The organism is Microbacterium meiriae (assembly GCF_040702565.1).
GTDB classification, from domain to species: Bacteria; Actinomycetota; Actinomycetes; order Actinomycetales; family Microbacteriaceae; genus Microbacterium; species Microbacterium meiriae.
This window is the reverse complement of sequence record NZ_JBFBLJ010000003.1, coordinates 19117-32835: the sequence shown is the minus strand read 5'-3', so window position 1 is coordinate 32835 and position 13719 is coordinate 19117. Positions and strand designations below refer to the sequence as shown.

The window sequence follows — 13719 nt, the reverse complement described above, 5'->3', positions numbered from 1 at the left end:
GTCGCGCGCGGAAGCCTCACGCCGTCGACGGTCGCTGCGAGGATGACCGGCGGAACGATTCCAGCGCGGTGCGATACGTGGCGGCGTCGCTCCGCACCTCATCGGTGACCAGGAGCGCATACGGTCCGATCTGCCGGACGTACGTCCCCCGGCACGGCAGCGTCACCACCTTCCCGAGGCCCCGACGCCAGGCGTCGGCGAGAGTCGCCACGTCCCGGTGTTCGGGGCTGTCCGCGAGTGTCATGACGTGCGTCGCGAGGTGCGCGTCGGAGCCACGTCGCTCCCATTCGCGGTACGCCGCGTCGTCGAAGACATCGTCTCCGAACTCATCCCGCGCCGTGGGGCCGACGAGCTGGCCGAGCAGCGTCTCCCGCTCATCCGGACCCATCGTCGGATCGAGGGCGCGGTCGAACAAGGCCCGATCCGGCTTTGTCGCGGCGTGCGCGACAGCCTTTCCCCAGATCCGGGGCCAGACCTCCGCCCAGTGCTCACGGGTCTGCGCGTCCACGGGCCGCTCCGCCTCCGCTGGTCGGTCGACCAGGAACGGCGGGAGCGCGTCGTCGACGGGGACCAGCCCATGCGCCTCCCGGACCCAGAGCAGTTCGAGCAGGGCGTGAGGGCGATCGTCGACGGTGATGATCATGTCGTGCGGCCACGGGTCCCCCGGCATCGGGGTCATCGATCGCATGCGCCCTCTGCTCCCCTGGTCGGCTGACCGCCGCCGCGGAGCACCGGGCCGACGACCCCTCGCAACGCGCTGACGTCCTCGTCATGTTCGGTGTTCATCGGCCACCCCTCCCCCGGCTCGCCCCTCATCTTCGCATCCTCCGATCGCGTGGAGCCGTGGCCATCGGGAACGTCTCTTTCGTCGCGCGATCAGGCTGTGGCTAGGATCGCCCCGTGACTCAGATCTCGCCGCTACCTCGTCGCCGAGCCTTCGGATGCGGGGTCGCGGCCACCGTTGTGGCGCTCGTCGGGATCCTGCCGACCGCGATCGTCTTCGTCCTGGCGGGGACGGCGGACCCGAACTACGGATGGCTGTTGTTCCTCACGCTGCCGCTCGCGGTCCTCTTCGGTGGCACCGCCCTCATCCTCGGAGTGATCGGGCTCGTCTTCGCCCGTGCCGACCGCGTCGGCTACGCGTGGCCGGTCGCGGGAACCGTGCTGGGGGCCGTGTCGGTCCTTCCCACCGCCGCGTTCCTTATGGGTGGCTGAACCGCCGCGAGCAGGGTGTCAGTCAGCCCCAACAACCCTCGCCCTCACTGCTTCCTGAAAGAGAGCCCTCGTGCGCCGGAACCCGCCCGCCAACAGACTGATGCTCGCGATGGCTGTGGCCCTGGCGGCGTTCTTCGTCTGGGGGACACTCGTGCGTCCCCTGGTCGAGGGCGAGCCGCCTGTGGCGACATCGCTGGTATTCGCGACGGGGGTACTGCTCGCGGGTCTGATCATCTGGATCGTGCTCGGACGCATCCAACGACTGCAGCGCACCCAGCGGCGAGCACTGCGGGAGCGCGAGCCACAGGCGCGAGCCTTCGGCTCCTACGCGCTCAACGGTGTTGCAGCCTACCTGTCACGTGCGATCCCCCTCCTCGCACTCGGCCCCGCCCCCCGCGGCCTGTTGACGGCGAGCCCCACGGGCGTCATCGACCCTTCGGGGTTCCGGGTGGTCCGCGGCGGGGACCGTCTCCTCACCGCATACAGCGTGCCGCGGGATCGGATCCAGGGCGTGACGAGAGGTGCCATCCAGGAGGGCGCCTTCCTCTACCCGACCCTCGAGATCGTGGTCTCGCAGGGAGCGGGACAGGCCACGATCCCGGTCCCGGTGACCAGGGACGACGCGCCGCTTCGCCGGGAGTCACCGGACGGCATGGACCGTTTGATCTCTGACGCGGCACGCATCTGGGGCGTTCCGGTGCTCGGCGACGGCGGCTGACGCGAGCGACTCCGCGACCGGAATCGACGCGCGAGCGCGGGCCGGTAGAGTACGGGAAACAGGGGGGAACATTTTGTCTGACGAGTCCATGGCGCAACGGCGCGACTACAACCCCGGACCGCGAGTGGGGATCACCTTCTCCACCTTCGACCTGCTGCACGCAGGGCACATCATGATGCTCGCCGAGGCGAAGCGGCAGTGCGACTACCTCATCGTCGGCCTGCAGATGGATCCGACCCTGGACCGCCCGGAGAAGAACGCGCCGACGCAGACGGTCGTGGAGCGCTACATCCAGCTTCGCGGCTGTCAGCACGTGGATGAGATCGTGCCGTACTCGACGGAGCAGGACCTCGAGGACATCCTTCGGTCCTTCAAGCTCGATGTGCGCATCGTCGGGGATGAGTACCGCGATCGGGACTTCACCGGCCGCGCGTACTGCGAGGAGAGTGGCATCGAGCTCTACTTCAACAGCCGAGACCATCGGTTCTCCAGCTCGGGCCTCCGGAGGATCGTCGCGGAGAAGGAAGCGGAGCGCGCCGCGGGTCACTGACCCGCGTTCTGCCTGTGGCGACCTCCGGTCATCGAACTCCGCGAAGAACAGGTGACGGATGCGCACATCGACAGCGTGGGGGTTGATCGCAGCGATGACCGCGGTCTCGCTCGTCGCCCTCGGCGTCGTCATGACCTACCGCTTCGCGACTCCGGTCGTCGATCCTGCCCCGCCGACGCCGGACTACGGGGTCCAGGCGCTCGTCGCCGGCGTGACGATGGCGGCAGTGCTGGTGGGTGGCCTCGGCGCGGGCGTGTACGCGACGAAACGCCAGGTCGCCCGAGGTCGCGTCGTCGGTTGGACGGCCGCCGCGATGCTCGCGGGCACCGTCCTGGGAGCGGTTCTGGCCTTCGTCCTGAGCGCACGCTGAGGTTCGGGCTCCCGCGATCTCTGCCGGAACACGAAGGATGCCCCTGCGTCTTATCTCACGCCCGCCTCACGAGATCACGGTGCCTGAACCCGCACGTCGCGAGCGACCCCATCAAGCTGCGCCGCCGCGTCGAGGAACCGCCGAACAGTGCGTCGCCCCGAACCTGGTGCGGCGCCACACGGCGTGGCGCCGCACCACGGACTCAGAAGTCCCAGTCGTCGTCTTCCGTGGCCTCGGCCTTGCCGATGCCGTAGCCCAGGTTCATCCAAGGTGAGCGAAGAGGACATCGACCTCGTGAAGATCCTCGCGGTCGCTGTTCGACCACTCACGACGGTCGAAGTCGTCGTCCGGGTCGGGCTCCCATACTTCATTCAACCGCTCCCGGACTCTCTCTTGCACGTCCACAAATTCGACCGGGAAAGACTCGAGTACGCTCTGCAAAGCGTGGAGCAATTCAAAATCCGAATCGTACCCGTCCCTGTCGGGATCATCGAGGGCCCATTCGATGCTCTCGACAAGCATGGCTTCGAGATGTGACTCCACCCCAGACTCGCATTCGCGCTCAAACTCGTGAGCCGCTGAGATGTCGTGCATCCCAATCTCATCATCGACCCATACTCGGCGAACTTCCGTGGCGAGAATCTCCGCCTCACTCGCAGTCAGCAACGGCTCAAGCGCCCAGTACGCCCGAATACGCGCGTCAACATCTGACTCCTCACGCATGAAATCATGCGTGAGCTTCAGTATGTCGGTTGTCGCGCTAACCCGACCCCTGTGAGCATGATCATCCAGAACGCCCATGCCCATGGCAACGAGCCGTAGACCGTCTAGTCCTCGAGACCGCCTCAGAATCGGCACGAAGAACTCATCGACTGCTCCCAAAAGAGCCACCCGGCTTGGAACCTCAAGATCCTGCCACGGCCTGGAGGCGCGGATTCCCTTGCCACTCAGCATTGCGAAGAGGACTGCGATCGATGAAGGTTCTGCTGATTGCAGGTGCGCCCTGAAAGCTCGAAGATCTGAAAAGAGTCGCGATAGTAGAAAGTCTCTGATGCTTGGGTTTTTTGCCGAGAACTCATATTCTCCGAACGCGTCTCGGTCAACATCAATAAAAATACCCTCGAGGACGTCTACGTCAGAGTCAGTTACCACCGTAGATTCACCCCACGCCGATAAAACCGATTGCGCAGTCGCACTTGCACTTGCCTTGGAAGTATCCGTCAACCCGACACAGATCGCTAACGCCAGCGCTCTCTGGGCACTGGAGAGCTCCACCTCGTACACACTGTTCCACAAGGCAGAGGGCGAGTTCAGCGAACTCAACATGAACTCCGCAAACCCTGCGCCCTTCGACCCACCCCCAAGTGCTTGAGCAGCGGACACAATCGACTCGATCAGACGAGGATTGTAGTTGGGGTGCCTAATCACTCGGAGATAGGCGCGATTGCGGATAATACTTCGCCTAGCGGCCTGCCCTAGCCCGGAGTAGTAAATATGATTGAACAGGATATGTCCGCGTTGAAACGCGTTGTACGTACTGACATCTACAACAACGTTTGAATCGAGAACGCGGGCAGTTCGCAACTTACTATAGGTGCTTTGAGCTGCAGTCAGGATGTACTGACGCGTGGTCAGAATCATCTTGTGTGATTTCGAATCGCGTAGTCGCTGCGCTAGTAAGTCGAGGGAGTGATCCTCACCCTTCGACAGCTTCTCCATAAGGCTTGTTTGACCGAGAAAGTCGTCGTACAGAAACAGCTGCTTCGCACCGGGCTGCCACACGTTCTCTATCTCCGAGGCATTCCGAACGTCGAAGACCTCGTAGCCGTCCGCAGCATATGTCAGAGCTACCGATTCTGCGAGTGTAGTCTTCCCCACCCCGGGAGGACCGGTGATGATCGACATCCCGTACTTCCCTAGCGATTCGTGCACGAACTGAGTCGCGTCACTCGTAACGAATAGTCTCGCCCGCCTTGCGGCGCGCTCGAGAAAATATCGTTGCCGCTCGTATACTGCATGATGCAAAACAGTCTTTAGCACCGCCAGGCTCGAAACGTATAGCTTCACGTGCAGGCGCTCAACCTCACCGTGACGATCGAGAAGGTTCTCGAGATCCTCACATGCAAGAATGTGCTCTTGCCGCAGCTTCTGTTTCCCAAATATTGCGGCGATTGTAGCTTTCGCTCCCGGGCTCGCGCGCGCTGTTGTCGCTAGCCAGTACTCGCCAAGGTCGCTTGAAGCCACCTTTCTAGCTTCACGCTCCAGCTTCGACTTAAGCTGAAGGAGCGTTCGTCCCGGCGAGTGCTTACACTGGACGGTACGCAGTGCGCCAGCGCGCAGAAGCCGGACGTCGACCCCACCATCCGGCCCAGGAGAGAACGACTCGAGCCTCTCCTTCCATTCGGCTTGAAGAAGGTCCCTAACTAGACGCTCAAAGTCGTATGAAGAGAGCGATTCATATGCACGCAATTCCGCACCCGCGGTTCCTCAGAAGTCCCAGTCGTCGTCTTCCGTGGCCTCGGCCTTGCCGATGACGTAGGACGAGCCCGACCCACTGAAGAAGTCGTGGTTCTCGTCCGCGTTCGGGGAGAGCGCCGACAGGATCGCCGGGTTCACGTTGGTGACGCTGGAGGGGAACATCGCCTCGTAGCCCAGGTTCATGAGGGCCTTGTTGGCGTTGTAGTGCAGGAACTTCTTGACGTCCTCGGTCAGGCCGACGCCGTCGTAGAGGTCCTGCGTGTACTGCACCTCGTTGTCGTAGAGCTCGTAGAGCAGGGAGAACGTGTAGTCCTTGAGCTCGTCCTTGCGCGCCTGGTCGGCCGTCTCGAGTCCGCGCTGGAACTTGTAGCCGATGTAGTACCCGTGCACGGCCTCGTCGCGGATGATGAGGCGGATGAGGTCGGCCGTGTTCGTCAGCTTCGCCTTCGAGGACCAGTAGATCGGCAGGTAGAAGCCCGAGTAGAACAGGAACGACTCCAGCAGCGTGGAGGCGACCTTGCGCTTGAGGGGGTCGTCTCCCTGGTAGTAGTCCATGATGATCTGCGCCTTCTTCTGAAGGTTCGCATTCTCCGTGGACCAGCGGAACGCCTCGTCGATCTCCTTCGTCGACGCGAGCGTCGAGAAGATCGAGGAGTAGCTCTTCGCGTGCACCGACTCCATGAACGCGATGTTCGTGTAGACGGCCTCCTCGTGAGGCGTGATCGCGTCGGGGATCAGCGACACCGCGCCGACGGTGCCCTGGATCGTGTCGAGGAGCGTGAGCCCGGTGAACACCCGCATGGTGAGCAGCTGCTCGTCGGGGGTGAGCGTGTTCCACGACTGCACGTCGTTCGACAGCGGCACCTTCTCCGGCAGCCAGAAATTGTTCACCAGACGGTTCCAGACCTCGAGGTCCTTGTCGTCCTGGATGCGGTTCCAGTTGATCGCCTGCACGCTGGAGACCAGCTTGAGCGGGGAGTGAGGAGTCATTCTTGTCCTAGTTCCTGGGTCACTGAGCCTGTCGAAATGTCAGAGCATGCACGAGACGCACTCGGTCATGTCGGTGCCCTCGAGCGCCAGCTGACGCAGACGGATGTAGTAGATCGTCTTGATGCCCTTGCGCCATGCGTAGATCTGGGCCTTGTTGATGTCGCGCGTGGTGGCGGTGTCCTTGAAGAACAGCGTCAGCGACAGACCCTGGTCGACGTGCTGCGTGGCCGCGGCGTACGTGTCGATGACCTTCTCGTAGCCGATCTCGTACGCGTCCTGGTAGTACTCCAGGTTGTCGTTCGTCATGAACGCCGCCGGGTAGTAGACGCGACCGAGCTTGCCTTCCTTGCGGATCTCGACCTTCGAGGCGATCGGGTGGATCGAGGACGTCGAGTTGTTGATGTAGGAGATCGAGCCCGTCGGCGGCACGGCCTGCAGGTTCTGGTTGTAGATGCCGTGCTCCTGGATCGACGCTTTGAGCTGGACCCAGTCCTCCTGCGTCGGGATGTGCTTGCCCGCGAAGAGCTCCTTGACCTTCTCGGTCTCCGGCACCCAGGCGCGGTCGATGTACTTGTCGAAGAACTCGCCGGACGCGTAGGTGGAGTCGGCGAACCCGTCGAACGTCGTGCCGCGCTCGATCGCGAGCTGGTTCGAGGCGCGCAGCGCGTGGAACAGCACGGTGTAGAAGTAGATGTTCGTGAAGTCGACACCCTCCTCCGAGCCGTAGAACACGTGCTCGCGGGCGAGGTAGCCGTGCAGGTTCATCTGGCCGAGGCCGATCGCGTGCGACCGGTCGTTGCCGTCCTCGATCGAACGGACCGAGCCGATGTGGCTCTGGTCGCTGACCGCGGTGAGCGCGCGGATCGCGGTCTCGACCGTCTGGCCGAGGTCGTCGGCGTCCATCGACAGCGCGATGTTCATCGAGCCGAGGTTGCAGGAGATGTCCTTGCCGATCTCCTTGTACGACAGGTCGTCGTTGTAGGTGGTCGGCGTGTTCACCTGCAGGATCTCGCTGCAGAGGTTGGACATGTTGATGCGCCCCTTGATGGGGTTGGCCTTGTTGACCGTGTCCTCGAACATGACGTACGGGTAGCCGGACTCGAACTGGATCTCGGCGACGGTCTGGAAGAACTCGCGCGCGTTGATCTTGGTCTTCTTGATGCGCGGGTCGTCGACCATCTCGCGGTACTTCTCGGTGACCGAGATGTCGCCGAACGGAACGCCGTAGACCTTCTCCACGTCGTACGGCGAGAACAGGTACATGTCCTCGTCGTTCTTGGCGAGCTCGAACGTGATGTCCGGCACCACGACTCCGAGCGACAGCGTCTTGATGCGGATCTTCTCATCGGCGTTCTCGCGCTTGGTGTCGAGGAAGCGCATGATGTCGGGGTGGTGGGCGTTGAGGTACACCGCACCCGCCCCCTGACGCGCGCCGAGCTGGTTGGCGTAGCTGAAGCTGTCTTCGAGGAGCTTCATGACGGGGATGATGCCCGAGGACTGGTTCTCGATCTGCTTGATCGGGGCACCCGACTCGCGGATGTTCGACAGCAGCAGGGCCACGCCGCCGCCGCGCTTGGAGAGCTGCAGCGCGGAGTTGATGCCACGGGCGATCGACTCCATGTTGTCCTCGATGCGCAGCAGGAAGCAGCTGACGAGCTCGCCGCGCTGCGCCTTGCCCGCGTTGAGGAAGGTCGGGGTGGCCGGCTGGAAGCGACCGGAGATGATCTCCTCGACGAGGTTCACGGCGAGCTTCTCGTCGCCGTCCGCGAGGGCGAGCGCGGTCATCACGACGCGGTCCTCGAAGCGCTCGAGGTAGCGCTTGCCGTCGAACGTCTTCAGCGTGTAGCTCGTGTAGTACTTGAACGCGCCGAGGAACGTCTCGAAGCGGAACTTCTTCGAGTAGGCGAGGTCGTTGAGCTTCTGCACGAAGTCGAACGAGTACTTCTCGATGACGGCGCCCTCGTAGTACTCCTTCTCCACGAGGTAGTCCAGGCGCTCCTTGAGCGAGTGGAAGAACACCGTGTTCTGGTTCACGTGCTGCAGGAAGTACTCCCGCGCGGCGCGCTTGTCGGCGTCGAACTGGATCTTCCCGTTCGCGTCGTACAGGTTCAGCATCGCGTTGAGGGCGTGGTAGTCCAGACCCTCATACGCGGGGTTCACCTTGAATGCCACTGTCTCGGTCACTGAAGATTCCACCGTCGTTCCAATCCGTCGCTCACGCGATCCACGTCGTCCTGTGTGCCGAAGATCTCGAGCCGATACAAGTGAGGCACGTGGCACTTGCGGCTGATGATGTCGCCGGCGAGGCAGAACGCGTCGCCGAAGTTGGTGTTGCCCGCGGAGATGACCCCGCGGATGTGACGCCGGTTGCGCTCGTCGTTGAGGAACCGGATCACCTGCTTGGGCACGGCCCCCTTCTCGACCCCGCGCCCGGCACCCCCGCCGTAGGTGGGGGTGACCAGGACGAAGGGCTCGTCGACGACGAGGTCCTCTTCGTTCCGGTGGAGGGGGATGCGTCGGGCGGGAAGCCCGAGCTTCTCGATGAAGCGCGCGGTGTTACCCGACACGCTCGAGAAGTAGACCAGGAGCGGCGCAGCGGTCGCGACGGCGCTCATAGCTCTCTCCTTGGGTTCCTGAGCCTGTCGAAGGGCCGGGTCGGTGAGCCTGTCGGACTACGCCAGGCGGGACGCGAGCTCGTCGATCTTGTCGGGACGGAAGCCCGACCAGTGGTCCTCGTCGGTGACGACGACGGGCGCCTGCATGTAGCCGAGCGCCTTGACCTGCTCCAGCGCCGTCGGGTCCTCCGACAGGTCGTGGATCTCGTACTCGATGCCCTTGGCATCCAGGGCACGGTAGGTCGCGTTGCACTGGACGCAGGAAGGCTTGGTGTACACCGTGATCGACATCTAAACCCCTCAAATCTCTGGTTTCTCCGGCAGACCTCCGCCGGGATCTCAATACTACATATAGGGACGTACATTCGGTGCGACCACAAGGGGTAGTAGTTACATCCGTGTAGTTTTTCCACCGCTCTCTACAGATACAACACAGGTTGTCCACCGTTTCTTCCACAGGCGGACCCCCTCTCGCGGGGTCGACGACCCGCGGGAAATCGCGGCTGGGAGGAGCCTGGGAGAGATCCATCCACAGGAGGCACCCTACGAGGGGCATCCGACATCCCCAGGCCTGTGGAATTCGTCGTCCGGCGTGTCCACGGCGTGTCGCGGCGTGTCCATCGCCGGCCCATCGCACCGACGTCCCCGCCGCCCGGTACCGTTGTCGGGTGGCGGGCTATCGGGATCTTCTTCGCACGCCGGGAGTGGGCCGCATGATCGCCGCCCAGCTCACCGCGCGCTTCCCCAACGGGATGATGTCCTTGGCGATCCTGCTGCACGTCGAGCAGCAGACCGGATCGTACGGATCGGCGGGCCTCGTGCTCGCCGCGACCAGTGTCGGCCAAGCGGTCGCCGGCCCCATCACCAGCCGGTGGATGGGCGCCTGGGGCATGCGGCGGGTGCTGGCCCTCACCCTGTCCGTCTGCGTCATCGCGGTACTCGGCCTGGGACTGCTGCCCCTCTCGGTCCCGGGATACATGGCCCTGGGCATGATCGCCGGCCTCTCGACGCCGCCGGTGCAGGCGGCCGTCCGCACCATCTACCCCAAGCTCGTGAACGCCGGTCAGCTCACCCCGCTGTTCTCCCTCGACGCGTCCCTGCAGGAGATCATCTGGGTGCTGGCGCCGGTCGTCATCACCCTCGTCTCCACCCAGGTCGGCACCATGGAGGGCCTGCTCCTGGTGGCGATCGTCCTCGTCGCCGGCGGTGCGTGGTTCATCCTCTCCCCCGAGGTCGGCCGCGTGCGCATCCCGCGCAGCCGCAACGCGCTGGGCACGGTCGTGCTCAAGCCGCCCGTGCTCCTCGCGACCGTCATCGGATTCCTGCTCATCGGCGCCTGCTCCGCGGTCGAGGTCGGCGTGGTCGCGACGTTCGAGCACGGCAGCCTCGCGGCGGGTCTCGTCCTCGCGGTCTTCTCCGCTGGCAGCCTGGCCGGCGGCCTCGCCTTCGGCCACATCCCGATCGGCCCCTGGGCGATGGCGCGCCGCCTGCTCATCGTCACGGTGGGCCTCGCCCTCACGATGGTCATGCTCAACGTCTACTGGCTGGGCGGCACGCTCATCCTCGCCGGCATCGGCATCGCCCCCGCCCTCGCGGTGCTGTTCGCCATCACCACGGCCAGCGTGAAGTTCAGCGAGACCGCCGAGGCCTTCGGCTGGGCGGGCACCGGGCAGCTCATCGGCGCCGCGGCCGGATCGGCGGTCGCCGGCTTCCTCGTCGACGTCGGCGACTGGCGCGGTGCGTACCTGGCCGCCACCATCTTCGCGGCGGTCGGACTGCTCGTCTCCATCGTGTTCGTGCGGTCCTTCCCCGATCTGCGTCACCGCGACGCCAGCCCCCATCCCGACACCGAGCCCCTGGCGGTCACCCCCTCATGAGCCCCTCCGTCCCGTCCTCCTCCCCCGCGATCGTGTGCGTCGGCGAGTCGATGGCCCTGATCACGCCGACCGGCGCCGACCTCACGACCGCCGACACCGCGTCGATCACCCACGCGGGTGCGGAGGCGAACGTCGCCGTCGGCGTCGCGGCCGCGGGCCATCGGGCTGTCTGGGCCTCTCGTCTCGGCGACGATCCTCTCGGCCGCCGCCTCTCCGCAGAGCTGGAGCAGCGTCGCGTCGAACTCTGGACCGAGGTCGACCCGGAGGCGCCGACCGGAGTGATGTTCAAGGATCCCGGCGTGGAGTCCTCGGCGGTCTACTACTATCGCCGCGGCTCGGCCGCCTCGCGCATGGCACCCGGGTTCCTGTCCCCCGCGCAGCTCGCCGGCGTCCGTATCGTGCACACCACGGGCATCACCCCGGCGCTGTCTGCGACCTGCCTGGCGATGGTCGACCGGCTCTTCGCGGACGCGCGCACCGCCGGAGCCGTCGTCTCCTTCGATGTGAACGACCGCCGGGCGCTGTGGAGCCCCGAGGAGGCGGCCGCGACCCTCGCGCGCCTGGCCGACGCCGCCGACATCGCCTTCGTCGGCCGCGACGAGGCCGAGCGCATCTGGGGCACCGCGACGGCCGCGGAGATCCGCGCGCACCTTCCGCACTGCGGTCTGCTCGTCGTCAAGGACGGCGACGTCGGCGCCACGGCCTTCGCCGGTGACGCGGACCCGGTCTTCGTGCCCGCTCCGACCGTGGACGTGGTGGAGCCCGTCGGTGCGGGGGACGCCTTCGCCTCCGGGTTCCTGGCCGCGACGCTCGACGGCGCCGACCTCGAGACCCGCCTGGCCGCAGGACACGAAGCCGCAGCGCGAGTGCTCCGCATCGCGGCCGACCTGCCGCCCCTGGAGCCGGCGCGCTGACTCCGCCCGCCGCGTCCTGGTGCGGTCGTAGGCTGGTGCCATGCCCGCTCCCGTCACCCTTCCCCGCCTGAGCTGGGGCGATCCCGCGGCGGGGCGACGCGCCCTTCTCGTGCACGGTCTCGGCTCGTCCGGCGCACTCATGTGGCGGCTCGGCGATGCTCTCGCGGCGGCCGGTTGGCACGCGACGGCGGTGGACCTGCGCGGCCACGGTGACGCCCCGCGGGCCCTCGACTACTCCGTCGCGGCGTATGCCGCGGATCTCGTCGCAACGCGGCCTGCCGGGTCGAGCGCCTGGGACGCCGTCGTCGGGCACTCGCTCGGCGGGGCGGCCGGTACGGTGGCCGCCGCCGACGACACGGGCTGGACGCACCGCCTGGTCCTCATCGACCCCGCGATCCACATCGTCCAGCGGGATGCGGCCATCGTCCGCCACAGCCAGGAACGCGCCTTCGCCGACAACCGCCTCGACGCCGTGCGGCAGGAGCATCCGCACTGGCACCCGCAGGACCAGGAGCTCAAGGTCGACGCCGTCCGGCGGGCGAGTGCGTGGGCGGTCGAGCAGACCAGCGCCCAGAATCAGCCGTGGGACGTCCGCGGACACGCGGCCCGCCTGACCGTGCCCACGCACGTGATCGGCGGCGACCCCGCCGTCTACAGCATCTTCGCCGGAGCTCTCGCCGACGAGGTGCTCGCGAGCAACCCCCGCATCTCCCTGTCGGTCGTGGCCGGCGCCGGCCACTCGGTGCATCGCGACCGCCCGGAGGAATCGATCCGACAGCTCCTGGAGGCTCTGGCATGAACGACTTCGACCCGTCGGCGTATCTCCCCGACGACCTGCTCGACCGCATCCGCGAACGCGCGCCGATCCACGACCGGGAGAACACCTTCCCCCAGGCCGACCTCGACGAGCTCCGCGCAGCCGGCTACCTGTCCATCCTCGTGCCCCGGGAGCGCGGCGGCGCGGGACTCGGCCTGGAGCAGGCGGCCGTCCTCCAGCAGCGGCTCGCCGGCGCCGCGCCCGCAACGGCCCTGGCGATCAACATGCACCTGGTCTGGACCGGCGTGGCCAAGGTCTTCTCGGATCGCGGGGTCCCCGGTCTCGAGTTCGTGCAGGACGGCGCCGTGGCCGGAGAGGTCTTCGCGTTCGGCATCAGCGAGGGCGGCAACGACCTCGTGCTGTTCGGGAGCGACACGGCGGCGGCCCCGGACGGCGACGGCGGTTACGCCTTCACCGGCACCAAGATCTTCACCTCGCTCGCCCCCGTGTGGACGAAGCTCGGGCTGCACGGCCTCGACACCACGAGCCCGGACGCGCCGAAGCTCGTGTTCGCCTTCGTCGACCGCACCTCCGCGGTCTCCACTGCGGATGACTGGGACACCCTCGGCATGCGCGGCACACAGAGCCGGACCACGCGGCTCGACGGCGCCGTCGCGGATGCGGCGCACGTGGTGCGGCGCATCGACCCGGGACCCAGCCCGGACCCGATCGTCTTCGGCATCTTCTCCGTCTTCGAGATCCTCCTCGCCTCCGTCTACACCGGCATAGCGCGCCGGGCCCTCGAGCTGGCCGTGGCGACGGCGCACCGACGTCGCTCCAAGAAGAGCGGCACCGCGTACAGCCAGGATCCGGACATCCGCTGGCGTATCGCCGACATGGCCCTCGCCTACGACGCGCTCCCGCCGCAGATCGCCGCCCTCGCCCGCGACGTGGATGAGCGCGCGGACCGCGGCGCCGGCTGGTTCCCCGCGCTCTCGGGAGTCAAGCACCGGGCGGTGACGATGGCCAAGCAGGTGGTCGACGAGGCGATGCTGGTGGCCGGTGGCGGCTCGTACTTCTCCGGCAACGAGCTCTCCCGGCTGTACCGCGACGTCCTCGCCGGGGCGTTCCACCCCTCCGACCCCGAGTCGGCGCACGCCACAGCGGCGAGCGCCTGGCTCGGCCCGATCGAGGCCTGATCGGCGCACGCGGACCCCGTTGTCCGCGATCGTCCG

Annotated in this window: 14 protein-coding genes; 8 read left to right on the top strand and 6 right to left on the bottom strand. The window is 66.1% G+C overall.

All coding sequences use genetic code 11. The features are described from left to right. Window positions 1-16: 16 nt before the first annotated feature. Window positions 17-688, bottom strand: a complete 672-nt coding sequence (locus AB0310_RS13725; protein ID WP_366237466.1) for a hypothetical protein — start codon at window positions 686-688, stop codon at window positions 17-19. 212 nt (window positions 689-900) lie between these two features. Between AB0310_RS13725 and AB0310_RS13720 the strand changes: the two genes are divergently transcribed. The 4 genes from AB0310_RS13720 to AB0310_RS13705 all read left to right on the top strand — a co-directional run bounded on the left by AB0310_RS13720 (window position 901) and on the right by AB0310_RS13705 (window position 2853). After that, the gene (locus AB0310_RS13720; RefSeq protein WP_366237465.1) at window positions 901-1215 is read left to right on the top strand and encodes a hypothetical protein; all 315 of its coding nucleotides are present in this window, start codon (window positions 901-903) and stop codon (window positions 1213-1215) included. Window positions 1216-1324: 109 nt separating this feature from the next. Beyond that, entirely contained in the window at window positions 1325-1933 is a 609-nt protein-coding gene (locus AB0310_RS13715) for a hypothetical protein (RefSeq protein ID WP_366237464.1), read from the top strand. A gap of 73 nt (window positions 1934-2006) precedes the next feature. After that, the gene (locus tag AB0310_RS13710; protein ID WP_259954064.1) at window positions 2007-2483 is read left to right on the top strand and encodes an adenylyltransferase/cytidyltransferase family protein; all 477 of its coding nucleotides are present in this window, start codon (window positions 2007-2009) and stop codon (window positions 2481-2483) included. Window positions 2484-2541: 58 nt separating this feature from the next. Further along, window positions 2542-2853, top strand: coding sequence for a hypothetical protein (locus AB0310_RS13705; protein WP_366237463.1), 312 nt, complete (start codon window positions 2542-2544; stop codon window positions 2851-2853). A 261-nt stretch (window positions 2854-3114) separates the two neighbouring features. Here AB0310_RS13705 and AB0310_RS13700 read toward each other — a convergent pair whose 3' ends face one another. From AB0310_RS13700 to nrdH, 5 genes are read right to left on the bottom strand one after another with little or no spacing between them, the layout of a single operon-like run. Further along, window positions 3115-5322, bottom strand: a complete 2208-nt coding sequence (locus tag AB0310_RS13700; RefSeq protein ID WP_366237462.1) for an nSTAND3 domain-containing NTPase — start codon at window positions 5320-5322, stop codon at window positions 3115-3117. 18 nt (window positions 5323-5340) lie between these two features. Continuing rightward, complete coding sequence (gene nrdF, locus AB0310_RS13695) at window positions 5341-6321, bottom strand: class 1b ribonucleoside-diphosphate reductase subunit beta (protein ID WP_060922463.1); 981 nt, start codon at window positions 6319-6321, stop codon at window positions 5341-5343. A 39-nt stretch (window positions 6322-6360) separates the two neighbouring features. Beyond that, complete coding sequence (gene nrdE / locus AB0310_RS13690) at window positions 6361-8505, bottom strand: class 1b ribonucleoside-diphosphate reductase subunit alpha (protein ID WP_366237461.1); 2145 nt, start codon at window positions 8503-8505, stop codon at window positions 6361-6363. Then, on the bottom strand, window positions 8502-8936 hold the full coding sequence (nrdI, locus tag AB0310_RS13685; RefSeq protein ID WP_060922465.1) for a class Ib ribonucleoside-diphosphate reductase assembly flavoprotein NrdI: 435 nt from the start codon (window positions 8934-8936) through the stop codon (window positions 8502-8504). Before nrdI ends, nrdE begins: the two co-directional genes overlap by 4 nt. Before the next feature lie 57 nt (window positions 8937-8993). Beyond that, complete coding sequence (nrdH, locus tag AB0310_RS13680; RefSeq protein WP_017202656.1) at window positions 8994-9227, bottom strand: glutaredoxin-like protein NrdH; 234 nt, start codon at window positions 9225-9227, stop codon at window positions 8994-8996. A gap of 377 nt (window positions 9228-9604) precedes the next feature. On the opposite strand from nrdH, the gene AB0310_RS13675 reads away from it, so the two are divergent. From AB0310_RS13675 to AB0310_RS13660, 4 genes are read left to right on the top strand one after another with little or no spacing between them, the layout of a single operon-like run. Next, window positions 9605-10813, top strand: a complete 1209-nt coding sequence (locus AB0310_RS13675) for an MFS transporter (protein ID WP_366237460.1) — start codon at window positions 9605-9607, stop codon at window positions 10811-10813. Further along, window positions 10810-11727 carry a sugar kinase gene (locus AB0310_RS13670; RefSeq protein ID WP_187662409.1) on the top strand — a complete coding sequence of 306 codons (918 nt, stop codon included), beginning with the start codon at window positions 10810-10812 and terminating at the stop codon, window positions 11725-11727. Before AB0310_RS13675 ends, AB0310_RS13670 begins: the two co-directional genes overlap by 4 nt. Window positions 11728-11767: 40 nt before the next feature. Continuing rightward, window positions 11768-12526 (top strand): alpha/beta fold hydrolase, encoded by a 759-nt coding sequence (locus AB0310_RS13665; protein ID WP_268776578.1) that lies wholly within the window; start codon window positions 11768-11770, stop codon window positions 12524-12526. Beyond that, window positions 12523-13683 (top strand): acyl-CoA dehydrogenase family protein, encoded by a 1161-nt coding sequence (locus tag AB0310_RS13660; protein ID WP_280568672.1) that lies wholly within the window; start codon window positions 12523-12525, stop codon window positions 13681-13683. The genes AB0310_RS13665 and AB0310_RS13660 overlap by 4 nt, the downstream gene beginning before the upstream one ends. Window positions 13684-13719: the final 36 nt, after the last annotated feature.